At 71.7% G+C, this 24,468-nt stretch carries 25 protein-coding genes; 15 read left to right on the top strand and 10 right to left on the bottom strand.

Annotated features, from left to right (window positions below):
• Entirely contained in the window at positions 1-1,146 is a 1,146-nt protein-coding gene (locus ABZ463_RS31340; RefSeq protein WP_362781570.1) for a histidine kinase, read from the bottom strand.
• A 139-nt stretch (positions 1,147-1,285) separates the two neighbouring features.
• On the opposite strand from ABZ463_RS31340, the gene ABZ463_RS31335 reads away from it, so the two are divergent.
• Together ABZ463_RS31335 and ABZ463_RS31330 are read left to right on the top strand one after the other, a co-directional pair.
• Positions 1,286-1,999, top strand: coding sequence for an ATP-binding cassette domain-containing protein (locus ABZ463_RS31335; protein WP_362781568.1), 714 nt, complete (start codon positions 1,286-1,288; stop codon positions 1,997-1,999).
• Complete coding sequence (locus tag ABZ463_RS31330; protein WP_362781566.1) at positions 1,996-2,727, top strand: ABC transporter permease; 732 nt, start codon at positions 1,996-1,998, stop codon at positions 2,725-2,727. The genes ABZ463_RS31335 and ABZ463_RS31330 overlap by 4 nt, the downstream gene beginning before the upstream one ends.
• Positions 2,728-2,817: 90 nt before the next feature.
• On the opposite strand, the gene ABZ463_RS31325 is transcribed toward ABZ463_RS31330, so the two are convergent.
• The 3 genes from ABZ463_RS31325 to soxR form a co-directional block, all read right to left on the bottom strand.
• Entirely contained in the window at positions 2,818-3,333 is a 516-nt protein-coding gene (locus ABZ463_RS31325) for a hypothetical protein (RefSeq protein ID WP_352011235.1), read from the bottom strand.
• 232 nt (positions 3,334-3,565) lie between these two features.
• Positions 3,566-4,339: a lytic polysaccharide monooxygenase gene (locus ABZ463_RS31320; RefSeq protein WP_352011236.1), complete on the bottom strand. Its 774-nt coding sequence runs from the start codon at positions 4,337-4,339 to the stop codon at positions 3,566-3,568.
• 117 nt (positions 4,340-4,456) lie between these two features.
• Positions 4,457-4,927, bottom strand: a complete 471-nt coding sequence (gene soxR / locus ABZ463_RS31315) for a redox-sensitive transcriptional activator SoxR (protein WP_362781563.1) — start codon at positions 4,925-4,927, stop codon at positions 4,457-4,459.
• 44 nt (positions 4,928-4,971) lie between these two features.
• Between soxR and ABZ463_RS31310 the strand changes: the two genes are divergently transcribed.
• From ABZ463_RS31310 to ABZ463_RS31280, 7 genes are all read left to right on the top strand, one after another.
• Positions 4,972-6,417: an MFS transporter gene (locus ABZ463_RS31310; RefSeq protein WP_352011238.1), complete on the top strand. Its 1,446-nt coding sequence runs from the start codon at positions 4,972-4,974 to the stop codon at positions 6,415-6,417.
• Positions 6,418-6,583: 166 nt separating this feature from the next.
• A complete protein-coding gene (locus ABZ463_RS31305) occupies positions 6,584-7,153 on the top strand; it encodes an RNA polymerase sigma factor (protein ID WP_352011239.1) in 570 nt (189 codons plus the stop codon).
• Positions 7,146-8,096 carry a CU044_5270 family protein gene (locus ABZ463_RS31300; protein ID WP_362781560.1) on the top strand — a complete coding sequence of 317 codons (951 nt, stop codon included), beginning with the start codon at positions 7,146-7,148 and terminating at the stop codon, positions 8,094-8,096. The genes ABZ463_RS31305 and ABZ463_RS31300 overlap by 8 nt, the downstream gene beginning before the upstream one ends.
• A 39-nt stretch (positions 8,097-8,135) precedes the next feature.
• Positions 8,136-11,447 (top strand): S8 family serine peptidase, encoded by a 3,312-nt coding sequence (locus ABZ463_RS31295; RefSeq protein WP_362781558.1) that lies wholly within the window; start codon positions 8,136-8,138, stop codon positions 11,445-11,447.
• A 630-nt stretch (positions 11,448-12,077) separates the two neighbouring features.
• Positions 12,078-12,692 (top strand): hypothetical protein, encoded by a 615-nt coding sequence (locus ABZ463_RS31290; protein WP_362781556.1) that lies wholly within the window; start codon positions 12,078-12,080, stop codon positions 12,690-12,692.
• Positions 12,693-12,711: 19 nt separating this feature from the next.
• The gene (locus ABZ463_RS31285) at positions 12,712-13,845 is read left to right on the top strand and encodes a sensor histidine kinase (RefSeq protein ID WP_362781554.1); all 1,134 of its coding nucleotides are present in this window, start codon (positions 12,712-12,714) and stop codon (positions 13,843-13,845) included.
• Positions 13,842-14,510, top strand: a complete 669-nt coding sequence (locus ABZ463_RS31280) for a response regulator transcription factor (RefSeq protein ID WP_362781552.1) — start codon at positions 13,842-13,844, stop codon at positions 14,508-14,510. Before ABZ463_RS31285 ends, ABZ463_RS31280 begins: the two co-directional genes overlap by 4 nt.
• Before the next feature lie 64 nt (positions 14,511-14,574).
• Here the strand turns inward: ABZ463_RS31280 and ABZ463_RS31275 are convergent, their stop codons facing one another.
• Positions 14,575-15,111, bottom strand: a complete 537-nt coding sequence (locus tag ABZ463_RS31275) for an SMI1/KNR4 family protein (RefSeq protein ID WP_362781550.1) — start codon at positions 15,109-15,111, stop codon at positions 14,575-14,577.
• A 121-nt stretch (positions 15,112-15,232) separates the two neighbouring features.
• Positions 15,233-15,613, bottom strand: a complete 381-nt coding sequence (locus ABZ463_RS31270; RefSeq protein WP_362781548.1) for a peptidase inhibitor family I36 protein — start codon at positions 15,611-15,613, stop codon at positions 15,233-15,235.
• Positions 15,614-15,961: 348 nt separating this feature from the next.
• Between ABZ463_RS31270 and sigK the strand changes: the two genes are divergently transcribed.
• The 5 genes from sigK to ABZ463_RS31245 all read left to right on the top strand — a co-directional run bounded on the left by sigK (position 15,962) and on the right by ABZ463_RS31245 (position 20,490).
• Complete coding sequence (gene sigK, locus ABZ463_RS31265; protein ID WP_352011247.1) at positions 15,962-16,558, top strand: ECF RNA polymerase sigma factor SigK; 597 nt, start codon at positions 15,962-15,964, stop codon at positions 16,556-16,558.
• On the top strand, positions 16,555-17,331 hold the full coding sequence (locus ABZ463_RS31260) for an anti-sigma factor (RefSeq protein WP_352011248.1): 777 nt from the start codon (positions 16,555-16,557) through the stop codon (positions 17,329-17,331). The genes sigK and ABZ463_RS31260 overlap by 4 nt, the downstream gene beginning before the upstream one ends.
• 129 nt (positions 17,332-17,460) lie before the next feature.
• Positions 17,461-19,014 carry a molybdopterin-dependent oxidoreductase gene (locus ABZ463_RS31255; protein WP_362781545.1) on the top strand — a complete coding sequence of 518 codons (1,554 nt, stop codon included), beginning with the start codon at positions 17,461-17,463 and terminating at the stop codon, positions 19,012-19,014.
• Positions 19,015-19,059: 45 nt separating this feature from the next.
• A complete protein-coding gene (locus ABZ463_RS31250; protein WP_362781543.1) occupies positions 19,060-19,665 on the top strand; it encodes a fasciclin domain-containing protein in 606 nt (201 codons plus the stop codon).
• A gap of 162 nt (positions 19,666-19,827) precedes the next feature.
• Complete coding sequence (locus tag ABZ463_RS31245; RefSeq protein ID WP_362781541.1) at positions 19,828-20,490, top strand: fasciclin domain-containing protein; 663 nt, start codon at positions 19,828-19,830, stop codon at positions 20,488-20,490.
• Positions 20,491-20,711: 221 nt separating this feature from the next.
• On the opposite strand, the gene ABZ463_RS31240 is transcribed toward ABZ463_RS31245, so the two are convergent.
• Together ABZ463_RS31240 and ABZ463_RS31235 are read right to left on the bottom strand one after the other, a co-directional pair.
• Positions 20,712-20,990 (bottom strand): hypothetical protein, encoded by a 279-nt coding sequence (locus ABZ463_RS31240; protein WP_362781539.1) that lies wholly within the window; start codon positions 20,988-20,990, stop codon positions 20,712-20,714.
• Positions 20,933-21,853, bottom strand: coding sequence for an FAD-dependent monooxygenase (locus ABZ463_RS31235; protein ID WP_362781537.1), 921 nt, complete (start codon positions 21,851-21,853; stop codon positions 20,933-20,935). The genes ABZ463_RS31240 and ABZ463_RS31235 overlap by 58 nt, the downstream gene beginning before the upstream one ends.
• A 58-nt stretch (positions 21,854-21,911) precedes the next feature.
• On the opposite strand from ABZ463_RS31235, the gene ABZ463_RS31230 reads away from it, so the two are divergent.
• Positions 21,912-22,499, top strand: a complete 588-nt coding sequence (locus ABZ463_RS31230) for a TetR family transcriptional regulator (protein WP_362781535.1) — start codon at positions 21,912-21,914, stop codon at positions 22,497-22,499.
• 100 nt (positions 22,500-22,599) lie between these two features.
• Here the strand turns inward: ABZ463_RS31230 and ABZ463_RS31225 are convergent, their stop codons facing one another.
• Positions 22,600-23,256: a response regulator transcription factor gene (locus ABZ463_RS31225; protein WP_352011254.1), complete on the bottom strand. Its 657-nt coding sequence runs from the start codon at positions 23,254-23,256 to the stop codon at positions 22,600-22,602.
• Positions 23,253-24,380 carry a histidine kinase gene (locus ABZ463_RS31220; protein WP_352011255.1) on the bottom strand — a complete coding sequence of 376 codons (1,128 nt, stop codon included), beginning with the start codon at positions 24,378-24,380 and terminating at the stop codon, positions 23,253-23,255. Before ABZ463_RS31220 ends, ABZ463_RS31225 begins: the two co-directional genes overlap by 4 nt.
• Positions 24,381-24,468: the final 88 nt, after the last annotated feature.

Below are 24,468 nucleotides of genomic sequence, written 5' to 3'. Positions count from 1 at the left end.
TCAAGCCTCCCACGGAAGATGGACATCAAGAACAAAGCGCCCCTTCCGTACGGCGTGGTCGAGCGTGCCCCCGGCCATCCTGGTCCGTTCCGCCAGGCCGACCAGCCCGTGCCCCCCGTGCTCCCCGCCGGGGCTCGGGGGCGTCCCCCACGACACCGGGTTGCTCACCCGGATGCGCAGCCCCTTGCCCGGCCTGCCGTCCAGCTCGGCCGCCACCTCACTGCCCGGCGCGTGCTTGCGCGCGTTGGTCAGGGCCTCCTGGACGATGCGGTAGGCGTGGCGGCCGGTCTGCGTCGGCAGCGACTCCCGGTCCTCGACGGTGTCGGCGACCTCGACCCGTTGCCCGGCCGCGCGCACCTCCTCGAACAGCGCCCCCATGTGCTCAAGGCCCGGCTGCGGCGCCTCAAGCGCACCGTCCCTCCTGAGCGTGCCGAGTACGGCCCGCAGCTCGTTGAGCGACCGGTGGGCGTTCTCCTGGATCGCCAGCGCGATCTCCCGGGTCTCCTCGGGACCCAGGTCCTTGCGGTAGGCCAGGCCCCCGGCGAGCATCGACAGCAGCGACATCCGGTGGGCCAGGACGTCGTGCATCTCCTGGGCGATCTTCGCCCGCTCGGCCAGCTTGGTCTGCTCGATCTGGTTCAGTCGTTCGCGTTCGGCGGCCAGCCCGGCCTCCCGCCGGGAGGCCTCCAGGTCGCGCAGCCCCCGGAGATACAGCCCGAAGAGGGTCAGGCCGGCCAGGATCACGGTCCCGGTGATCTGGCTGATGACGGCCGCCTGGGTGAGGCCGTACCGGGTGGTGTTGACCAGCAGGAACAGCCACGACGCGACCGCGACCGGCAGCGTCCAGCGCCACCTGCGGTGCGTGACCAGGGAGACGTAGGCGACCTGGGCCGGGCCGGTCGCGGTGACGGAGAAGCCGGTCAGCAGGGCCGTGGCCAGCGCGGTCTGCCACGGCAGGCGGCGGCGCCAGCGCATCAGGACCAGCCCCGCCACCCCGAGCGGGATGTCGACCAGCATGGGGACGAGCCGGTCCGGCGAACGCGACGCCGCCATGGCCAGGATGACGCCGTAGAACAGCATGGGCAGCGCCGCGCACAGATAGCGCAGGGCCTCGCCCCGCCGGTCCAGTGGTGTGTTCTCCCGCACGCCACCAGCCTAGGAAACGCCGCCCTGTGCCCCCAGCGACCTGGGTCCACACCCTGACCTCCGAAGGCGATACCTGGGTCGGTATCCCCCTCGCCCCAGGGCCGATGACCGGCGGCGCCGGATCCGGTGGACTTGACGCATGATCGAGTTCAGTCACGTAAGCAAGGTCTACCGAGGGGTCCGGGCACTCGACGACGTGTCCTTCACGGTCGAGCCCGGCGGCGTCACCGGGTTCCTCGGGCCGAACGGCGCGGGCAAGTCCACGGCCCTGCGCGTCCTGGTCGGTCTCTCCCGCCCCACCTCCGGCTCCGCCACCGTGTACGGCCTGCCGTACGGCGGGCTGGGCAACCCCGGGACCCGGGTCGGGGTGCTGCTCGACGCGGGCGCCCTGCATCCGGGCCGCAGCGGGCGGGAGGTGCTGAGGCTCGGCGCGACGACGCTCGGCCTGCCCAAGGCGCGGGTCGGGGAGATCCTCGACCTGGTCGGGCTCACCGGCCAGGAGGCGCGGCGCCCGGTCGGCGGCTACTCGCTGGGGATGCGGCAGCGGCTCGGCATCGGCCACGCGCTCCTCGGCCGCCCCGGGACGCTCGTCCTGGACGAACCCGCCAACGGTCTCGACCCGCAGGGCATCCGGTGGCTGCGCGAACTGCTGCGCCACCTGGCCGACTCCGGCTGCGCGGTGTTGCTCAGCTCGCATCTGATCCACGAGGTGGAGCAGATCGCCGACCACGTCGTGATGATCGGCCGGGGCCGGGTCCTCGCCCAGGGGTCGGTCGACGGGCTCGGCGGCGGCCGTTCGCTCGAAGAGGTCTTCCTGAACCTCACCTCCGACACGGACCGGAGCGCGGCGTGACCTCGATCCCCTTCCACAGGCTGCTGCTCGTCGAGACCCGCAAGATCTTCGACACCCGGAGCGGGAAGGTCCTGACGGCGGTCCTGGTCGCGCTGACGGTCGCCTCCGTCGTGGGACGCGGCCTCGTCGCCGGTCCCCGGCTGTTCACCCTGACCGGCACGGCCGGGATCGGGTTCGGCATCCTGCTGCCCGTGCTCGCCGTACTGTCGGTGACCGGCGAGTGGAGCCACAGGACCGCCCTGACCACGTTCACGCTCGAACCCCGCAGGACGCGGGTGCTGGCCGCCAAGTTCCTGCCGCCGCTGGCCGTCGCCGTGGTGGCCACGGTGTTCGCGCTGCTCGTGGCGGTGCCGGCCACGGCCGTCGTCGCCGCCGTCCGGCACGTCCCGGCCGACTGGACCGTCCCTCCCCTGGCCCTGCCCGGCATGGCCGCGACGTTCGTCCTGCTGACCGCGATGGGTTCCGCCTTCGGCCTGCTGTCCCTGAACGCCCCCGTCGCGATCGTGGTCTGCCTGACCAACACGATGCTGTGGAGCGTCGTCAGCAGGCTCGGCGAGACCGGCCGCGTCCTCGCGGAGTGGTTCGACCTGGGCAACGCGACCGGCCCCCTGGCGACCGGCACCATGACGGGCGGCGACGCCGTACGGCTGGCCACGTCGGTCCTGTTGTGGATCGCCCTCCCGGCGGCCCTGGGCGCGCTCCGCGTGTCCCGCGCCGAGATCCGCTGACGGGGTCGGTTGAAGTCGAGGCCGAGTTGGCGGGGGTCAGGGACCGGGTGGCCCGTGCCATGCTGACCGGCGAGCTCTGAACCGGGTGGGTCAGAGGTCGGGGTCATTCTGCTGGGCCTCGGCGAGGGCGACGAGGAGGCCGTCGGCGGCGCCGCGGAACATGCGGTGCAGGTCGCGGACGTTGTCGACGATGACGACGCTGTCGAGCAGGTCGGCGCGGAGCCTGGCGGCCCTGACGTCACCGGCGCCGTCCGGGTCGAAGGCGGTCGCGGCGAGGAACAGGCCGCCGACCCCGGAGGCCACGGCGGCGTCGCGGGCGGCCGTGCCGTCGATGGCGGAGATGTCGTCGGGGACCCCGGGCAGGATGGGGCGGCCGTCGCGGAGCATGAGGGTGAGCGGGCGGATCGGGAAGTCCTCTCCGGCGATGCCCTCGGGAACGAAGGGCTCACCGGTGAGACAGCGGGTGCGGTTGTCGGGGTAACCCCAGGGCTTGCCTCTGGCCTGGTCGGCGAGGCCCGCGCGGGTGAACAGGCCGCCCTCGGCGTCCAGCACGAGGTCGCCGGGCTGCCAGCGCTCGCCCTCGTAGGGATGGTGCTCGTCGCTCACACCCGGCACGTTACCCCCCACCACCGACAAACAGCCCGAACGAGGGGTTCCGGCGACCGTACGGCCCGCCTGACGGCTCCGGACGTACGGCCCGGCCGGCGGTTCCGGGTCGTGGTCCCCGATGGTGGTCCCCGATGGTGGTCCCGGATGGTGGTCTCCGTGGGAAAAGGGGAGAGCCCGCGTCCCCGGTGAAGGGGGCGCGGGCTCTCAGTGACGTACTGGCGTCACCGGATCACTGGCGCTGCCAGAGGGCCGGGACGTTCGGCGGCTCCCAGCCGGGGAGGGCGGTGTGCTGCTGGAGGCAGCGGTAGGTGGTGCCGTTGTAGATCGCCAGGGCGCCCGACGTGTAGACGGTGCCGGCGGCCCACGGGGAGGCCGGGCCCTGGGTGGGCGTGACGGTCGGGGTCACGGTCGGCGTGACCGTGGGGGTCACGGTGGGGGTCGCGGTCGGCGTGACCGTGGGGGTCACGGTGGGGGTCGGCGACGGGTCGGGACCGCCACCGACGTTGACGTCGACGCAGTTGTAGAAGGCCATCGCGGTGTCGGCGATGTTCCAGATGGCGTAGATCTTCTGACGGCCGCTGTAGTTGCCGAGGTTCACCACGTGCGAGACCGTGGAGCCGGGAATCTTGCCACGGTCGTTGAACTCCGCGACGCGGGTGTTGCCAACGTAGTACTGCCACGTGCTGGTGGAGTGGCGGGCCTCGATCCGCCAGTTGAACGTGACGCTGCTGCCGACGTTGGTGACCGGCCACGCCTTGCTGTCGTCGTCCAGCGGGGACCAGCGGGCGTCACCTCCGCTGCAGTTGTGCTGGCCCTTCGGGCCCTCGACGCTCGCGGGCTCCCAGATGATCTGGCCGCAGTTGGAGACCTTGCCCTGAGCGCACAGGGCCTGCCTGCTGGGAGGAGAGGTGATGTAACCGTGCGCCGACGCGGGCGTGGCGGTGAGCAACACCGTGGCGAACGCGATGACCGTCGCTGATGCGACTGAGATCGTTCTGCGCATGTTGATTCCTTCGCTGGGGGGAAATCCAAATATAAAGGAAACTTTACTAACAGTAAATATCCCTCGAACTGGGATTCCACCCAAACGGTCAACGCGCCCCAAGGCCTCAGGAAAGGGTCACTCGCCCTCTTCGGGGAGAGCCGGAGGCAGTCGCGTGGCGCCCGTCCCCTCCTCCGCCAGGCTGTCCTGCGGATTGAGGACGCGGCAGCGCCGCAGGGACAGACAGCCACAGCCGATGCATCCGGTGAGCTCCCGTTCGAGCCGTTCGATCTCCCGGCGGCGGGCCTCAAGGAGGGCGGCCCAGCGGCGCGAGATGCGCTCCCAGTCCCGCTTGGAGGGCATCCGGTCGCCGGGCAGGCCCTCGAAGACCTGGGCGACCTCCGCCAGCGGGATGCCCATGCGTTTGGCGACCAGGATCAACGAGATGCGCCGCAGGACGTGCCTGCGGTAGCGGCGCTGGTTGCCCGCCGTACGTTCGGAGACGATGAGGCCCTGCTGCTCGTAGAAGTGCAGCGCGGAGACGGCGACACCCGCGCGGCGGGCCACCTCTCCCACGCTGAGAAGGTCCGTCGGCGTGAGCTTGTCCATACCCTCTTTACCTCAAGTGGACTTGAGGTCATAGCTTACCGGCCATGGCAGCGTCATCCACGGAAGATATCGGGAAAACACCTCCGCGCTCCCCGGAAAAAGGTCCTCGCCCAGGCAGTTGGGGAGACCTGTTCCGCCGTGATCACCTGGCCGCGGCGCTCGTTCTCGCCGGAGGCGTCGCGCTCTACGCGATGAACCTTTACCTCACCGCGGCCCTGATGCCCTCGATCGTCCAGGAGGTCGGCGGAGAGCGGTACTACGCCTGGGTCGCGACCGGCTTCCTCATGGCCGCGGTCATCGCCTCGATGCTCGTCAGCCGCCTCCTCGTGTCCCTCGGGGCGAGCGGCGCCTACGTCCTGGGCTTCCTCGTCTTCGCCGCCGGGGCCGCCCTGAACGCGCTGAGCCCCACGATGGAACTCCTGCTCGTCGGCCGGGTCGTGCAGGGCTTCGGCGGCGGCCTGCTGGCCGGGCTCGGATACGCGGTGATCCGGGGCGCGCTGCCCGACCGGCTCTGGGCCCGGGCGGCGGGACTCGTCTCGGCCATGTGGGGTGTGGGCACCCTCGTCGGCCCCACCCTTGGCGGCCTGTTCGCCCAGCTCGGCGCGTGGCGGTGGGCCTTCGGCCTGCTCGCCGCCGTCGCGCTCGTCCTGGCGGCCCTGGCCCGCCGCGCGCTTCCCGGCCACACCCGGTCCGAGGCGGACCGCGAAGCCGTACCCGTGCTCTCGCTGGCCGTGCTGACCCTCGCGGCCGCGGCGTTCAGCGTCGCCTCGACCCTGCCCCAGGGCTGGGGAACCCTCGGCGGAGTGGCCGTCGGCGCCGTGCTCGTCGTCGCGTTCGTCGTCGTCGACAGGCGTGGCGCCGCGACCGTGCTCCCCCGGCTGACCTATCTCGGGGGCAACGGCCTGAAGTGGATCTACCTGACCGTCGCGGTGCTGTGCGCGGGGGTCATGACGGAGAACTTCATCCCGCTGTTCGGCCAGCGGCTCGGCGGCCTCAACCCGCTCGTCGCGGGCTTCCTCGGCGCCGCCGTCTCCGCGGGCTGGGTCGTCTCCCAGCTGTTCAGCGTGGGCATCACCGCCGAACGGTCCAAGACCCTGGCCGTCCGTTGCGGATCGTTCCTGCTGCCCGCCGGTCTGCTCGCGTACGGCTTCCTCCAGAGCGCGGACGCCTCCGGGCCGCTCGTCGCGCTCTGGGCGGCCGTCCTGGTCCTGGCCGGGGTCGGGATCGGCGTCGCCTACCCGCACCTGAGCGTCGCCGCGATGCGCAGCACCGACGACGAACGGGAGGGCGCCAAGGCCGCCGCGGCGCTCAGCACCACCCAGCTCATCGCCTACACCGTCGCCTCGGCCCTGGCGGGCATCCTGCTCAGTCTCGGCGGCTCGTCCCTGGTCGCCTCCGCCCGCTCCATGATCCTCGGTCTCGCCGTCGTCACCGTCCTCGGTACGGTCACCACGGCCCTCGCCCTGCGGGGGTCGCACGGACAACGGTGAGGCGTCGCCGTACGGCCGCCGCGTCCCCGCTGAGCTGGAGGGGCGCGGCAGCTTTCTGCTGTGCGGGATGGGTTTCTGCCCTACGGGAAGATGATCTGGCTTTGCGGCGAAGAGATGGTGAGAGCACCCACCGACCGAAAGGCAGGCTCATGTCGGAGACAAGAGCTTGATCACCGAAGCGGATGAGCTGACCGACGCCGAACTCGTCGCCCGCTACCGGCGGGACCCCGACCTGTTCACCGTCGTTCACGACCGCTACCACCGTGACGTCCACCTGTACGTCGCCGGGCGGCTGGACACGCAGATCGCCGAGGACATCGCGGCCGAGACGTTCCTGGTGGCCTTCGACCGACGTGACCGTTTCGACCCGGAACTCGGGGAGTTGCGGCCCTGGCTCTTCGGCATCGCCACCAATCTGATCGCCAGGCACAGGCGCAAGGAGACACGGCACTACAGGGCGCTGGCCCGCCTCGGACCGGACCCCGACGTCGAGGGGCACGAGAACCGGGTCGTCACCTCCGTCACGGCCCAGCGCATGCAGCCGTATCTGGCCAGGGCACTCGCCGCGCTCTCCGGGGGCGAGCGCGACGTCCTGCTCCTGGTGGCGCTCGGCCAGCTCGGCTACGAGGAGGTGGCCCAGGCGCTCGGCATCGCCGTCGGCACTGTGGGGTCCCGGCTCAGCCGGGCACGCGCGAAGATCCTCACCCTCATCGACAAGGAGAAGGTCCGTGGATGACCTGGACGACATCGCCGCCCTGCTCACCAAGCCCGAACCGTCCCGCGAGGTCCTCCTGCGCAGCCGGGGACGACTCCAGGATCGGATCGACGGCCGCATCCGGCACCGTCGCCGCGTCAACTGGCTCGTGCCCTCGGTCGCCCTGGCGGCCGCGGTCACCGCGGCCGTCGCCGTGGTCACGGTGGACCCGGCCCCGTCCGCCGTACCCGCCGCGCCCACCACGACCACCTCGGCCGCCGTCTCGGTCGGCGACCTCTCCGGCAAGGAGATCCTGCTCATGGCGGCCGTCAGCGCGGAACGCACGCCCCAGACGACCGGGACCTACTGGCACGTCACGTCCACCTCCCTGAACTCGGACATGCCTCCGATAGAGAGCTGGACCAGACGTGACGGCCGACGCTGGACCAGAGCCATGCCGGGAGACCCCGCCGACACCGTCCTGCAGAGCAGGAACCCGCTCTCCCTCAAGGGCGCGGACATCAGCCTCGACGACCTCGCAGGGCTGCCGACCGATCCCGAGGCGTTGAAGACCTGGATCGTCCAGCGTCAGGGAAACCCCGACGACATGAGCCTGTCCGAGCAGCGAGACGAACCGCTCTTCCCCCTGATCACGCTCATCTCCGAACTGCCGACGCCCCCCGAGGTCCGCGCCGCGGCGTTCAAGGCGCTCGCCACGACACCGGAGGTCAGGAGCACGGGCGCGGTCGAGGGCGGCCAGGCACTGGCCATCCCCGATCCCGACTACCACGGCTGGGAGATCAAGATGGTCGTCGACCCCGAGACCGCCCAGGTGAAGCGCACCAACTTCCTTCTCGGCGGAGACGGAAGCGTGACCTTGTCCAGGGATGCCATCGCGTTGGCCACCGAGTGGACGGACGAACTTCCCAAGCAAAGATATTCCGCGTTCGCCCACGGTGACCTGGAAGGGCTCGCGAAGGCGTGACCCTGGGCGAACACATCCCCCTCAACCCCTAGGAAGGCCATGATCTTCGGCAAACCGTTCCTCGCCGTCGCTCTCGCGGCGACGGCCCTGGGCGTCACCCCGACGACTCCCTCCCAACCACCTCAACCGGCCGACGGGGTCACCCTGATCACCGGGGACCGCGTCGTCATCGTCGGCCGTGGACACCGGATCATCCCCGGCCCCGGCCGTACGGAGGTCGTCTTCGCGAGCCGGACGCGGGACGGGCACCTGCACGTGACCCCCTCCGACGCCCAGCCCCTGATCGCCAAGGGCGTGCTCGACCCCCGGCTGTTCGACGTCACCCAACTGCTCCAGTGGCGGTACGGCGACGCCGACACCCCCGACATCCCACTGATCACCCGGTCGGAGAACGGCCCGGCCCCCGCCCTCGGGAGCGCGCGGGGTCTGCGGCGGCTCGACGGCCTCGGCATGGCCGCCTTCCACCTGCCCAAGAACGGCGCGGCCCAGGCATGGAAGGACCTGGCGGGCGGCCGTACCCTGGCTCCGGCTACCGCCAAGATCTGGCTGGACGGCCGCCGGTCCTTCAGCCTCGACCGGAGCACCGCGCAGATCGGCGCCCCCGAGGCGTGGAAGCAGGGGCTGACCGGCAAGGACGTCACGGTCGCCGTGCTCGACTCCGGCTACGACCCCGACCATCCTGACCTCAAGGGCGTGGTGACCCAGGAGCGCAACTTCAGCGAAGACCCTGACATCCGCGACACCCTTGGCCACGGCACCCACGTCGCCTCGATCGTCGCGGGCAACGGGGAGAAGTACCGGGGAGTGGCCCCCGGTGCCCGGCTGGCCATCGGGAAGGTCGGCGGCGAGCTGGGTCCCTCGGACTCCGCCGTCCTGGCGGGCATGGAATGGGCCGCCCGCGAGGTCAAGGCCAAGATCGTCAACATGAGCCTGGGCTACGACGACCAGCCGGGGATCGACCCCGTGGAGGAGGCGGTGAACACGCTGTCCGCGGAGACCGGCACCCTGTTCGTCGTCGCCGCGGGCAACGACGGCGGCAGCCTTCCGGTGAGCAGCCCCGCCGGCGCCGACGCCGCCCTCGCGGTCGGTGCCGTCGACAGGCGGGACCAGGTGGCCTACTTCTCCAGCCTCGGTCCCCGGATCGGCGACCACGCCGTCAAGCCGGACCTCACCGCACCGGGTACGGACATCGTCGCGGCGGCGGCCCAGGGCACCGCCGACGGTCCCCACGTCGCCGCGAGCGGCACCTCCATGGCCTCACCACACGTGGCCGGGGCCGCGGCCATCCTCGCCCAGCGGCACCCCGACTGGACCGGGCAGCGGCTCAAGGCCGCCCTGGTCGGCAGCGCCCGTCCCACGTCCGGCGCCACGCCGTACCAGCAGGGCACCGGGCGGGTGGACGTGGTCCGCGCGCTGAGGCAGCAGGTCACGGCCCAGTCCGAGGGCACCTGGGCCGCCTTCCCCTGGAAGGGGCCCGACGGGCGGGAGAAGACCGGGACCATCACCTACGCCAACGCGGGCGAAACCCCGGTCAGCCTCGACCTGACCGTGGAGGGGGACGTGCTCCGGCTCGGCACCCAGCGCCTCGACGTGCCCGCCGGAGGGCAGGCCTCGGTCACGGTCACCGTCGACGCGGCCGGCAAGGCCCCGGGGGAGCACGTGGGGACGGTCACCGCCACCTCCGGTGACACCGTGGTCCGCACCTTCGCCGGCGCGTACGTCGAACCCGAGTCCTACGACGTCACCGTCAACGCCCTCGACAGGCAGGGGCAGCCGGTCGATCCCTGGATGGCCGAGATCTACGACGCGAAGTCGGGCAAGACCATGGGCCTGACGTTCCAGAACGGCACGGCCACCGTACGGCTCGCCAAGGGCGACTGGAACCTCTTCACCGAGACAGCGGAACGGGTGGACGGCAGGAGCTCCTTCACCACCGCCGTCTCCCCGTTCAAGGTCGACGGTGCGGACCTCCGCCTGACGACGGACGCGCGTCAGGGCAGAGCGGCCGGGGCCACCCTCGACGACCCGACCGCCGAACGCCAACGTGGCTTCGACCTCGGACTGGTCCACGGCGCGTGGAGCTTGACGGCTTTCGCGACTGCTGACGTCGGTTCCCAGCGCTTCGTCCCGGTTCGTCTGGCGGGCCTGACCTACGACCTGCACACCACATGGCTGAGCAAGGACGTCACGCCCAGCCCCTACGTCTACGACCTGGTGGACCACCACACCGACGGCCTCCCCGACAACCCCGTCTACGACGCCAGGAAGCGGGACCTCGCGAAGATCACCACGACCTACCGCGCCTCGGGAACCGCGGCCACCGGGGCGCCGATGTCCGGGCGTTCCTCCGACAAGTTCCCCGGCACACTCATGGGCATTCCCGTCGGGGACATCCCCCTGCCGGGAACGCTCGTGCACTACCGGACCCCCGGGGTGGCCTACGAGGACGGCCTGCAGGTCGGTGGCTCCATCGTCTTCGGCGCGGGCGGGCTCGCCAGGCGCGGACAGACCGGCGAGACCGTGAACGCCGCCGTCACAGGTCCGTCGTTCCTGCTGCCGAACGGCGGCCGCACCGGCGACGAACTGCTCTTCACCGGGGCGGGGATGTTCGCCGACGGCGGCCGGGAGAGAACCGGCTCCGACAGCGCCGCGACCGGCACCGCCACCCTCACCGGGGACGGAAAGACGCTGGCCACGGCCGACCTCGTCGGCTGTGGCGCCTTCGACACGCGGACCTGCGAACTCCGCACCGCCCTTCCCGCCGGGCCGGGGACCTACACGCTGACCGCGTCGATGCGCAGGCAGGTGCCGTACTCGACACTGTCCACCGCCGTCGAGTCCGCCTGGACGTTCCGCTCGGCGACCACGGCCAAGGAACAGCCGCTCCCCCTGACCGCCGTCCGGTACGGCCCGGCGGGCCTGGACCCCTTCAACCGCGCCAAGCCCGGCAGCCTGACCCGGCTCCCCCTCTGGCTCGACCACAACCCCGGCTCCTCACCGTCGGCCGCGCCTTCCTCGGACTCCTCGACTGCGCCTTCCTCTGTTTCTTCGGCCGCGTCTTCCTCTGGTTCCTCGGCCGGCTCTTCGGCTGGGACTTCCTCTGGTTCCTCGGCCAGGTCTTCGGCCGGGACTTCGGGGTGGTCGTCGAGCCGGACCTCGATCCGGTTGGAGATGTCGGCCGACGACGGGGCGCACTGGCGTCGGATCCCGGTCGTCCGTACCGGCTCCGGGTGGACCAGCATGGTGCCGAACCCGCGTACGCCCGGTTTCGTCTCCCTCCGCGCGACCGTGACCGACCCTTCGGGCACCGGCCTGACCCAGACGATCACCCGCGCCTACGCCATCGGCTGATCCAACACCCCGAACCCCTCAGGCCCGGTCACCCCGAACCCGGGCCTGAGGCCTTTTCATCCGTACGGCCCCGCGTTGATTCCACAGGCTGTGGACACCCACCCCACGAAGCCACCCAGAGCCCGGCCGATCACTACCCTGGCTACCAGCGTTCGCCTCTCCCCAAGAGACACCATGCCCGAGATGTCCAACTCAACAGAAGTAATGAATTTCAGCCCTCCCCGCCGATAAACCCCCAGGTCAACAAGGGTGTTCCCCGCGCACGCGGGGATGGTCCCGGCGCCAGCAAAGGCAAGATGTCCCGGGATGTGTGTTCCCCCCGCACGCGGGGATGGTCCCAGCATCGCCGGGGCGGCGGCGCTGTGCGGCATGTGTTCCCCGCGCATGCGGGGATGGTCCCTCACGTCCGTCTCCGACGGGACCTCCTAAGGGGACGGCGCGACGAGCCGATGAGAGCCCTCAGGTGACGGCACTCCGTCGGCAAGACCGGTGGGACCCCCCTCTCAGGAGCCTGTCCGGTCCGGCGGATCCCTCCTGAGAGGGGGGTGGGAGTTCGCTCGTTGCGGCGATGTCCACAAAGTCGTGAAAAACCAGGATTAAGGAGGTCAGCCTCACCAAGGAGTCAACGAGATGAACCCCCGTATCGCCTTCGTCGCCGCCCCCGTCCTCACCTTCGCCTACGGCGTGCTCCGCATCCTCGACGGCCTGGACGGTGTCCGCGGCCCCGGCGTCGCCTGGACGACCGGGCACCTGGCCTTCGTCGGTGCCCTGGTGTTCTTCGCCATGGCGTTCCACGAGATGCGAAGACTGGCCGGTCGTGGGCCCCTGGCCACCGGGCTGGCTTCCGCCGGATATGTCGGCATCACCACACTGATCGCCCAGTTCTCCATCGACATCGTCCTGGGGTTCCGGGCAGCCGACCACGCCGAGATGGGCGTGCTGTTCGACCAGGTCCAGGCGGTTCCCGGCGTTCAGCAGGTGGTCTACGACTTCGGTCCGCTGCTGTTCTTCGTCGCCCAGATCGGCCTGGTCGTACAGCTGGCGGCCCAGCGCCGTGTCAAGGCGTGGACGCCCGTCCTGGTGATCGCCGACGTGCTGGTGCCGTTCGTGGACAAGGACCTGATGCCGCTGGGCGGCGCCTGCCTGCTGGTCTCCTTCCTGGCGCTGGCCCGGGTGTCCCGCGCGTCCCGCCTGGCCGACGGCCGGCACCGCGTGGTCGAGCCCGCCGTACCGGCTTCTGTGTGACGAGTAGAGAATGCGCCTTATGCCCCTTTTTGATCGGCTGCGCGCCATCCCGGCACTCCAGCTGGACGTGGCACTCACCGCGCTGGTCCTGGTGGTCCAGCTCTGGCCGCTCCTCTCCTCCGCCCGGGAGTCGTTGAGCTGGTGGGGGTACGCCGTCGTGCTCGCGGCGACCGTACCCCTGATGTGGCGGCGGCGGGCACCGGTGGTCACGCTCATCGTCACCCTCGGCGCCGTCGCCCTCTACGACCTGTCCGACCGGGTCGCCGCCCAGCCCGTCTGGTACGGCGCGCTGGTGGCGATGTACTCCGCCGCCGCCTACGCCTCCTGGTGGCCGCGTGTCATCGCGCTGGCCGTGGCCACCGTCGGCGGGCTCGCGTTCACCGGGTCGTCCGACACGGCGGTGCGCGGCGTCGTGCTGTTCGTCGCCGCCTACGCCGTCGGCCGGGCCGCGGCCGTCTCCCGGAGCCACGCCGCCGCCCTTGAGGAGCGGGCCGCCCAGCTCCAGCGCGAACGCCGGATCGAGGCCGAACGGGCCGTGGAGCGCGAGCGGGCCCGCATCGCCAGGGACATGCACGACATCCTGGCCCACGCGGTCAGCCTCATGGTCGTCCAGGCCGAGGCCGGGCCGGTCGTGGTGCGCAGCGATCCCGACCGGGCCGAGGCCACGTTCGACGCGATCGCCGCCTCGGGGCGCGACGCGATGACCCAGCTCCGCAGGCTGCTCGGCGTGCTCAAGGAGGATGAGGGGCAGCGCGCGCCGCAGCCCACGATCGCCGACCTGCCCGGCCTGACCGACCAGGTCGCGAACCCCGGGCTGGCCGTGAACTACGTCGTCACCGGCACCCCCGTCCCGCTCCCCGGTGACGTCGACGTCGCGGCCTACCGGGTGACCCAGGAGGCGCTCACCAATATCGTCAAGCACTCCGGCGCCACCCGCGCCGACATCCGACTCGACTGGCGGGACGACGAACTCATGATCCACATCACCGACGACGGCAAGGGAGCCTCGCGCGCGCTCCCCCGTGGCGGTAACGGCCTGATCGGCATCCGTGAGCGCGCCGCCGCCTGCCACGGCACCGCCTCGGCGGGACCGCGCTCCGACGGCCCCGGCTTCGAGGTCGTCGTCCGTCTTCCCCTCGGGGTGGCGGCGTGAGCGGCCTGCGTGTCGTCATCGCCGACGACCAGGAGCTCGTCCGGACCGGGTTCGGCATGATCCTCGACGCCCAGCCCGACATCGAGGTCGTCGCCGAGGTGGGGGACGGGGTCGAGGCCGTCGAGGCGGCCCGCGCGCACAGGCCGGACGTGCTGCTGCTCGACATCCGGATGCCCAGGATGGACGGCATCGAGGCGGCCGGGATCGTCTCGGCCGAGACGCCGTGCCGGGTGCTCATGCTGACCACGTTCGACCTCGACGACTACGTGTTCGAGGCGCTGCGGGCGGGCGCGAGCGGGTTCCTGCTCAAGGACGTACGGCGGGACGACCTGGTGCACGCCGTACGCGTGGTGGCGGCCGGTGAGTCGCTGCTGGCCCCCTCGGTCACCCGCAAGCTGATCGCCGAGTTCACCTCCCGGGTCCAGGCCGTGAGGCCACCGGCCGGAGAACTCGACGTGCTGACCGCCAGGGAACAGGAGACCCTGCGGATGATCGCCCTGGGACAGTCCAACGCCGAGATCGCCGCCACGATGGTCCTCAGCGAGCACACCGTGAAGTCCCACGTCAGCAACATCCTCACCAAGCTCGGCCTGCGTGACCGGGTGCAGGCCGTGATCGCGGCCTACGAGGGCGGCCTGGTCGTGCCGGGTCACGGTCACACCTGATCCCGCCGTGGTCGCCGGTCGTGCCCGGTGAGCGGCTCGACCGGACGGCGCCGCGCCGTGACCCTCAGACGTCGAACCAGGCCCTCCCCGCGACCCAGTGCTCGACCCATCCGGCGAACCCCGAACTCCCCGTGGTGGTGCCGAACTCCGCGCCGAAGGGGACGGCGCCCTCGCCGCTGATCTGCCAGACGTGCCCCCGGTGTGGGCCGCTGACGACGAGGTGCCAGTACATGCCGCACCCGTCGGTGCCCAGCACGATCGAGCCGTGGTAGAAGACCCGTTCGAGCAGAGGGTCGATCTCCTCCGACGGGCGTGGGTCGTCCTCCCACGCCCACACCGCCGTCAGCGGGAAGGGAAGGGCCAGGTCCCGCCGCGGCCGACCGGTTCCCCAGTCCTTCGGCAGCTCGGCCAACGGCACCAGCCCGAAGTCCGGCGGCCCCGAGCGGGACCCGTCACAGACCTCGGCGACGAACGTCCGGTACGGCTCCGGCAGGACGATCCCGTGTTCCGCCTCGAAGGCACGCACGGCTTCCCAGCCCAGGGGCGGCGCGCACGTCCCGACGTCGAACGCGGCACGGAGCGCGGCAAGGTCGCTGTCCATGCGACCAATGACTACCACGCGGCCCTGTCCCGCTCGGATTCGGTGAACGTCCAGGGGGCTTGAACGACGGAACCCGGGCCGCGTACGGCCCGGGTTCCTTGTCTGACGGGATGTCGCCGGATCAGCAGGAAGGCGCCACCGCGTCGATCTTGCCGCCGAAGTCGTTGTCGTAGACCCTGCGGTAGTCGCCGCTACGCACGACGCGGGTCTCCTTGCGGTCGGGGACGTGGATCCAGTTGATGAAGCAGCCGTTGGCCTGGGCCCTGAAGGAGCCGACGTTGTCGTGCAGGGCCGGGGGGACGTCGACGTAGCCGTTGCCGGGGTTCCAGCACCACGAGGCGCCGGTGTAGTTGCGCCCGCTCCACAGGCAGATGTCGCCGGCCGTCGCGGTGGTCGTCGAGGTGGGGACGGCGGCCGAGGCCGGGGTCGCGCAGGCCAGGGCGATGAGCCCGAGAGCGCCGACGGCGACGGCGATCCGGGCGGTGGAGATCGTTACCTTCATGGTGGTTTCTCCTTTTCTGGGTGGTTAAGGAAGATCCCTCAAGGCACTTCCAGCACAGTATGTAATGGATCGAGTTCGAAGGGTAATGGTTTTTGCATCCGTGTTCTTCGCCGCCCCTCGGAGCGCCCGCACTCTCCGCCGCTCCTGGAGAACGCGACGACGGGGGTGGATCGTGCCGCAGCGCGCCGACCATGATCATCATCGTCCGGCTCATGACCGGCCGAACCGGTCCTGCCGCCCGCCGGGCACATCGCGGGTGCCGCAACCAGGTGTGTCACCCATCCGGTACGCGGATGGCTCCGAAGCTTTTGTGGCCGGTGCTGTGCCGGTCGGGGCAGGAGGATCCGCATGGGAGCGCGTGACCGGTCGCCGGTGGGCGAGGACCGTCCGGATGGCGGCCCGCCGGGGCTGGAGGAGTTGCTGCAGGAGGTCGGCAGGGGCGGCCGGGCGGCGTTCGAGCGGCTGTATGAGGTGCTGGCGCCACAGGTGTTCGGGCTGGTGCTGCGGGTGCTGCGGGATCGGGCGCACAGCGAGGAGGTGGCCCAAGAGGTGCTGGTGGAGGTGTGGCGCAGCGCCGCCCGCTACGATCCGGGCAAAGGATCGGTGATGGCGTGGGCGCTGACCATCGCACACCGGCGGGCGATCGACCGGGTGCGTGCGGCGCAGGCGGGCGCCGACCGGGAGGAACGGGCCGCACGGCTGGAGCCGCATCGCTGCTTCGATGAGGTGTCGGAGCTGGTGGTGGGCCGGTTGGAAGGTGAGCGGCTGCGCCGCTGCCTGGGCAATCTCACCGAGTTGCAGCGTGAGTCGGTCACCTTCGCCTACTACGGCGGCTACTCCTACCGGGAGGTCGCCGAACTGGTCAAGGCCCCGTTGGGGACGGTCAAGACACGGATGCGCGATGGGCTGATCCGGCTGCGCGACTGCCTGGGAGTGGACCGATGAGGGAACGAGAGGACGGGTTCGACCCGCACACCCTGGCAGGTGCCTACGCGCTGGACGCCATCGACGATGAGGGCGAGCGGCGCCGCTTCGAGCGGCATCTGGCCGGATGCGCCGAGTGCGCTCAGGAGGTCGCCGGGTTCACCGAGGCAGCCGCGCGCCTCGGCCTGGCGGTGGCGGCCGAGCCGCCGCCCGGCCTGCGGACGCGGGTGCTGGCCGAGATCCACCAGGTGCGTCAGCTGCCGCCGGTGCTGCCACCCGCAGCGCCCTCCAGGCGGCTACGGGGAATCAGGTGGCGGCCGTGGTCGGCGGCGGTGAGTGTGGCGGCGACGTTGGCCGTGGTGGCCGGGCTCGGCGTGAGCACGGTGCAGGCGCGTCAGGAACTGGCGCAGGCCCGGCGCGCGGAGCAGCGAATCGCCGCGGTGCTGGGCGCGGATGACGCCCGGGCGGTAACCGTCCCGGCCGCCGCGCCGTCCGCCGGGGGCGGGCGTGGGCGCGGCACGGTGGTGCTGTCACGCTCACAGGGCGCGCTGGTGTTCTGGGCGGCCGGGCTGGGCGATCCGCCCGCAGGCCGGGTCTACCAGCTGTGGCAGCTCGCGCCGGGGCGGATCACCTCGGCCGGCCTGCTTGCCTCCAGCGGGTCCGGAGGCACCGTGCCGGTGCTGAGCGCTCTCGGGGCCGATGTGGGTCAGGTGGGGGTGACGGTGGAGCCTGCCGGTGGTTCGCGGCAGCCGACCAGCACGCCGTTGCTGCTGGTCGACGTGTCCGCTGCCTGATCTTCCCTCCGCCGGGAAAGTGGCGCCCATCCGTTTCCGCGGTGACTCCGAAGCCCTGGTGTGACTGATGAGACACCGGCCCGCAACGTAACGGCCCCCGTTACGGGGGCCCGGACGTCGGGGGCCCGGGTGTCGGAGGTCTTCGGCGTGCTGGCCGCGGCTCTGGCGCTGGGGGTGGCGGAGCTGACCGCCGCGCTGGCAGGTCGGCCCGAGGCCGGTCCGCTGCTCGCGGTGGGGTCGGCGTTCATCGACCTGAGCCCGGCGTGGCTGAAGGACTTCGCCGTCCGCGCCTTCGGCACCGCCGACAAACCGGTCCTGCTTCTGGGGTTGGTGACCGTGCTCGCGGTCGCGTCGGCGGCCGTCGGAACGGCCGCGCCCCGGCGTCCGCGCCTGGCCATCGCGGCCCTGGCAGGGCTCGCGGCGCTCGCCGGGGCCGCGGCGCTGTCTCGGCCGGGAGCCGGCCCGGTGGACGTGCTGCCCGCCACGGTGGGGGCGGCGGGTGGGACGTTAGCCCTGCTGTACACCCACCGCCGCCCCCGTCCGGGGCCTGAGAGCCGTATCACGCTCGGCGTCCCGCGCCACGACCGTCCCATCCAGCCACCGGCACCCGCGCCGGGAGCCGACCGGCGGGCGCTGCTCACCCGCGGTGCCGCCCTGCTAGGAGTGGCCGTGCTGAGCGGCGGCGCCGGCAGGGTGATCACCTCGGCCCGCCAGGCCACCGCCGACGGCCGCTCCCTGGTGCTGCCGCCTCCCGCCGACCCGGCCCGGCCGCTTCCGCCGGAGGTCGGGCTGAACGTGCCGGGGCTCGGCCCGTTCACCACTCCCGACAACTCCTTCTACCGGGTCGACACCGCGCTGATCGTCCCGCGCGTTCCGCACCAGGAGTGGACGCTGCGCGTGCACGGCCTGGTCGACCGCCCGATCGAGCTCACCTTCGCCGACCTGCTGGCCCGCCCGCTCACCGAGCGCGATATCACCCTGACCTGCGTGTCCAACGAGGTCGGCGGTCCATATGCCGGAAACGCCCGCTGGCTCGGCGTCGACCTGGCGGCACTGCTGCGCGAGGCCGGAGTACAGGCCGGAGCCGATCAGATCCTGTCCCGCTCCGTAGACGGGTGGAGCGCCTCCACCGCGCTGGAGTCGGTGCTGGACGGACGCGACGCGCTGCTGGCCGTCGCGATGAACGGCCGCCCACTGCCGCCCGCCCATGGATTCCCCGCGCGGATGATCGTGCCCGGCCTGTACGGGTACGTCTCGGCCACCAAATGGGTCACCGACCTCAAACTCACCCGCTTCGCCGACGAGCAGGCGTATTGGACCCGGCGAGGCTGGGCCGAACGAGCGCCGATCAAGACCGCCTCCCGCATCGAGGTGCCCAAACCCTTCGCGGAAGTACCCGCCGGAGACGTCACCGTCGCAGGGACCGCGTGGGCGCAGCACCGCGGCGTCGCCGCCGTCGAAGTCCGCGTCGACGGCGGTCCTTGGCGGCAAGCCGACCTGGCCGCCTCCGCGGGGCCCGACACCTGGCGGCAGTGGCGTACGACCTGGCAGGCCTCCCCCGGACAGCACCGCCTTGAGGTCCGTGCCACCGACGCCACCGGCCACACCCAGCCCGCCGAACGGGTGCCGCCGATCCCGGACGGCGCCACCGGCTGGCACACGGTCCTGGTGACCGTCACCTGAACCCCCTCAGCAAACCCATCCACCAGACACAGGAGATGCCAGAACATGAACGTCCGTCACGTCCTCGCCGCACTGCCGATCACGGCCGTCGCCGTCTCGATGACCGGCTCGGTCGCGCTCGCCTCCGCCCCGCACGCCACCGCCGCAGGAGGAGGAGCAGTCGCCCCGGCCGCGGCCCGGCAGCCCTTCGGCCCGGCCTGCTCGGCCGTGCCCAGCACGGGCAAGGGCAGCTTCGCCGGCATGGCCGCCGACCCGGTCGCCACCGCCGCCTCCCACAACCCGGCCCTGTCCACCCTCGTCGCCGCGGTGAAGAGGGCGGGCCTGGTCGACACCCTCAACGGGGCAGACGGCATCACCGTCTTCGCGCCCACCAACCAGGCGTTCGCCAAGATCGACAAGAGAACCCTCGCCAAGGTGCTGGCCGACAAGAAGACCCTGACCGCCATCCTCACCTACCACGTCGTCCCCGGGCGTAAGACCCCCACCGACCTGCGGCGCGGCAGCTTCACCACCCTGCAGGGCGGCAAGGTCACCACCACCGGCTCCGGCACCACCTACAAGGTCAACAACGCCCGCGTGGTGTGCGGCAACGTCCCCACCCGCAACGCCACCGTCTACATCGTCGACACCGTCCTCATGCCCACCAGGTAGCCGCAACGGCGGGCCCGCCGCACCGGCGGGCCCGATCGCGACGACGGCCTCAGACACCTCCGCACCACACCGATCGTGATCGCGGTCATCTACCGGCCGTCCGCGGCCCCGCTCACCCCTTTTCCACCCGCCCCCGCCTCACCCCGGTAAGGAACCTCACTCATGATCACGAACAAGCGCCTGGCCGCCGCCCTGCCCCTGCTGGCCCTGGCCGCGTCCCTGACCGCCTGTGGCGGCACCAGCGGCCAGACCAACGCGGACACGGGCGCCGCCCCCTCCGGCAGCGGCGCCGCCCCGACCTCCACCGGCAGCGCTCCGATGGCCACCGGCTCCGCCGCCGAGCCCGTCGCCGACACACCGTTCGGCATGGCCTGCTCCGCGGTTCCCGCCTCCGGAGAAGGCAGCTTCACCGGCATGGCCGACGACCCCGTCGCCACCGCCGCCTCCAACAACCCCGCCCTGTCCACCCTCGTCGCCGCGGTGAAGAAGGCCGGCCTCGTCGACACCCTCAACTCCGCCGACGGCATCACCGTCTTCGCCCCGACCAACGACGCCTTCGCCAAGATCGACAAAAAGACGCTGACCAAGGTGCTGGCCGACAAGAAGACCCTGACCGCCATCCTCACCTACCACGTCGTCCCCGGCCGCAAGACCCCCACCGACCTGCGGCACGGCAGCTTCACCACCCTGCAGGGCGGCACGGTCACCACCACCGGCTCCGGCCGGGACTACATGGTCGGCGACGCCCGGGTGGTGTGCGGCAACGTCCCCACCCGTAACGCCACCGTCTACATCGTCGACACCGTCCTCATGCCCGGGAAATGACCCCAGAGCCGGACTCGCCGAACCTCTTCGGCGATGGTGCGAACGGATTGGATGAACGCCCCCGGTCCGCTCCGGGGTGTCTTTCCGCCGTATTCGTGCGACACCCCGTGGAGACACGGCCCGGAGTCACACCGGCCCGGCATGCGAGCGCCCGGGGTGATACGACGCGGGAGGACCGAAGCGCGTGGCCCGGCGGACGCTCCCGGTCACGGTGCCGGACGTCAGACGCGCCAGAGGGCGGCGAGCTGCCGGGTGGCCAGCCGGGACGGTACCGCGCGCAGCAGGGCGTCACGCAGCGACGCGGCGAGGCCGGTCCGGGAGGTCAACCATGACTGCCGGGACGCCGCCCGCATCATGCGGTTGGCGCCGGGCCTGCGCTCGGCGTCGTAACGCAGGAGCCGCCGGGCGGCGTCCGCCGGTTCCGCGCCGGTCAGGTGGCGGGTCAGCGCGGCGGCGTCCTCGAAGGCCTGGCTGGCCCCCTGGCCGAGGTCGGGCGGCATGGCGTGCGCGGCGTCGCCGAGGAGCGCGACCCTGCCGACCGCGAACGAGGGCAGGGGCGCGGCCAGGCGGGCGATCCGACGTAGATGTCGGCGGGCGGGGTGGCCTCGATCAGCGTCGCGACGAGGGGATGCCAGTCGGCCGTCAGGGACAGCATCCACCGGCGCGCCTCCTCCGCGTCCGGCGGCGTGCCGTACAGGACGGAGTCGGTGAACCAGTACAGGAGGTCCTCGCCGACGGGGTACAGGCCGAACATCGCCCCGGTGCGGCGGTCGACCAGCTGGCTGGTGAGCAGGTCCGTCACCAGACCGGGCGGGCGGGGCAGCATGCCGCGCAGATCCATCCGGCCGGTCCGCCGCAGCCCGGGGTGGCCGGGGAAGAGCTGTGCCCGCAGCCTGCTGCCGATGCCGTCGGCGGCGATCACGACGTCCGCCCTGGCGACGGGCTCACCGTCGGCGATCACGGTCACCCCGGTGGAGTCGGGTTCCAGACGCTCGACCGGGGTGGAGGTTCGCACCCGCTCGGCGGGGAGCGGGGCGCGTAGCGCCCGGTGCAGACGCGCCCGGTCGATGATGACGGGAATCCCGATCCGCTCCCGTACCTGGGCCACGTCGGTGATCAGCAGGGGCCGTCCGTGCCGGTCGCGCAGCCCTCCACGGCCTTCACGCATGACGTGCTCACGGACGTCCTCGGCCAGCCCCAGCGTGTCCAGTGCCCGGAGCCCGTTGGGCATGACCACGATCCCGGTCCCCGCCTCCCTGAGCTCGGCGCCGCGTTCGAAGAGCGTCACCTCATGGCCCAGGCGATGCAGCCCGACCGCGGCCGCCACTCCTCCAAGCCCGGCGCCAACCACCACGATCCTCATGGAACCTCCTCGATTCACTACGATCGTACTAGTACGCCTACTGGTATAGCGTGACTGTATGCCGCCCACCAATCCGGCCCGTCGCCGCGCCCTGACCGATGCCGCCATCGCGCTGCTGGCGTCGTCGGGCGTGCACGGGCTGACCCACCGCGCGGTGGAGAAGGAGGCGGACCTTCCGCCGGGAACCGCCTCCAACTACTTCCGTGACCGGGAGACGCTGCTGGTGGCCGCCGCGGAGCGCGTCATCGAGCTGCACCACGCCGACACCGACCAGGCCACCGACCAGGTCACCGACCAGCCCGCGACGCTGGACGACCTGCTGACCGAGTCGCTGTTCACGGCGGCGACCACACTGCGCGACCGCTATCTGGCGATCTTCGAGCTCCAGCTGGAGTCCGTACGCCGCCCGGCGCTCGCCTCGGCCCTCGCGGGCCTGGGGGACGCGGCGGTACGGATCACCGCAGGGCAGCACGACAAACTCGGTCTCACCCTCCCCCGCGAGACGATTCCCGCCCTGATCGCGCTCTACGGGGGCGCGCTGTTCACCCTGGTCACCGCACCACCGGAGACCGTCGACCGGGACACCGTCCAGGCCCTGGTCCGGACCATCCTGGATGGCTGCGCCTCCCCGGAGGAGAAGATCTGAGGCCTGCCATCGGCGCTCCGGCGGCAACGACGCCGCAGGTCGGCGGCCTGACCTCCAGACCGTTCACGGGGCACCGCCACCCCTGTCCCGGCCCGCCGACCTACGATCCGGGTCGGACCAGGCCCGCCTCGTAGGCCGCGATGACCGCCTGGACACGGTCCCGTAGCCCCAGCTTGGTCAGCACATTGCTGACGTGCGTCTTGACCGTGTGCCCGCTGACCACCAGGTGCGCCGCGATCTCCGGGTTCGACAGGCCTCGGCCGAGCAGGGTCAGGATCTCGCGCTCCCGCTCGGTCAGCACGCTCAGGTCCGCGGTCGGGGCGCCGGGCCGGGTTCGGCGGCGTACGACGTCGTCGATCAGCCGGCGGGTGACCGCGGGCGCCAGCAGGGCCTGCCCGTCCGCGGCCACACGGACGGCGTGCACCAGGTCGTCGGCGCGCACGTCCTTGAGCAGGAAACCACTGGCCCCGGCCTCAAGCGCGTCGTAGACGTAGTCGTCCTGGTCGAACGTCGTCAGCATGACGACCTTGGCGGCCGTCTCGGCGCACACGATCCTGGCGGCGGCGATGCCGTCGAGCCCGGGCATCCGGATGTCCATGAGGATCACGTCCGGGGCCAGGTCGCGAGCCGCCTCCACGGCCGTGCGGCCGTCGCCCGCCTCGGCGACGACACGCATGTCGGGCTGGCCGTCCACGATGAGCACGAAGCCGCTGCGCACCAGCTCCTGGTCGTCGGCCACGACCACGTTGATCGTCACCGCGACGCCCCGGCGGGGAGCCTCGCCACGATCTCGAACCCGGCCGCGACCGCGCCCCAGGTGAGCGTTCCGCCGCAGGCCACGGCACGCTCTCGCATCCCGATCAGGCCGTGGCCTCCCGCGCCCACGGAGGCCGGGCCGCCGCCGTTCGTGACGGTGATCATGAGTTCGTCGTCCTTCCAGTCGAGCCGGACCTCACCGGTCGCGGCCCCGGCGTGCTTGACCAGGTTGGTGAGCGCCTCCTGCACGATCCGGTACGCCGCCACCTCGGTGTCCGCCGGCAGTGTCACCGGCTCGCCGACGACGGTCAGCCGCACCTCGGGGCCCGTCGCCGAGACCCGCTCCACCAGCTCCCCGACACCGTCGAGCGTGGGCTGCGGCGCCAGTGCGGGCTCGCCGTCCTTGAGCAGGTCGAGCATGCGGCGCAACTGCGCCTGCGCGTCCCGCCCGACGTCGGCGATCGTCCGGAACGCCTGAGCCGCCCGTTCCGGCGAGGTCCGTGCGGCGTACGGCCCCGCCTCCGCCTGCACGATCATGATGCTGATGCCGTGCGCGAGGATGTCGTGCGTGTCGCGGGCGATTCTGGCACGTTCACGTTCGGCGGCCCGCTCGGCCACGAGCGCCGCGTACTCCCGGTGCTGTACGACGGCCCGGCCCATCACGTACGCGGCCAGTGCCGTCAGCGTGCTGCGCACGAAGGTTGTGGGTGACACCGTGACCGCCGGGGCCAGGCTGAGCAGGATCGCCGCCACCCGCTGCCACCGCGGTGACCGCTCGGCCACCGTGTAGAGGGCGACCAACCATCCGTACGGCACCGGCTGAGACGGGACGTCGGGGCCCAGGGCCGCGTAGACCTCCGAGGCCGCCGCCACCACGACGAACACCGCCATGGGGAACCGGCGGCGCAGCAGCAGTGGCAGCGAGGAGAACAGGATCGGCCAGTACTCGGCGAACGTCCACGGCTCCAGGCCGGCCATTCGCTCGGTGAACAGGAACGGGACGGTCTGTCCGACGAGCACCGCGAACACGACGGCGGCGTCGGCGGCCCCCGGCGGGAGCGCGCGGAGCCGGGCGCGCACGGTGCGCAGGGTGTTCGTCACCGCCCGGTGGAACCTGTCGTACATCACCGCCAAGTATCGCCCGCGTGGGTGAGTCCTCAGATCGCCTGCGTCGGCGATGTGATCAAAGGCTGATTTATCAAGACTTGTCGGT

This window comes from Streptosporangium sp. NPDC020145, assembly GCF_040631275.1.
In the GTDB taxonomy this organism is placed as follows: domain Bacteria; phylum Actinomycetota; class Actinomycetes; order Streptosporangiales; family Streptosporangiaceae; genus Streptosporangium.
Note: the sequence above shows the minus strand (reverse complement) of the source record. Positions and strands in the feature narration are given on the sequence as shown.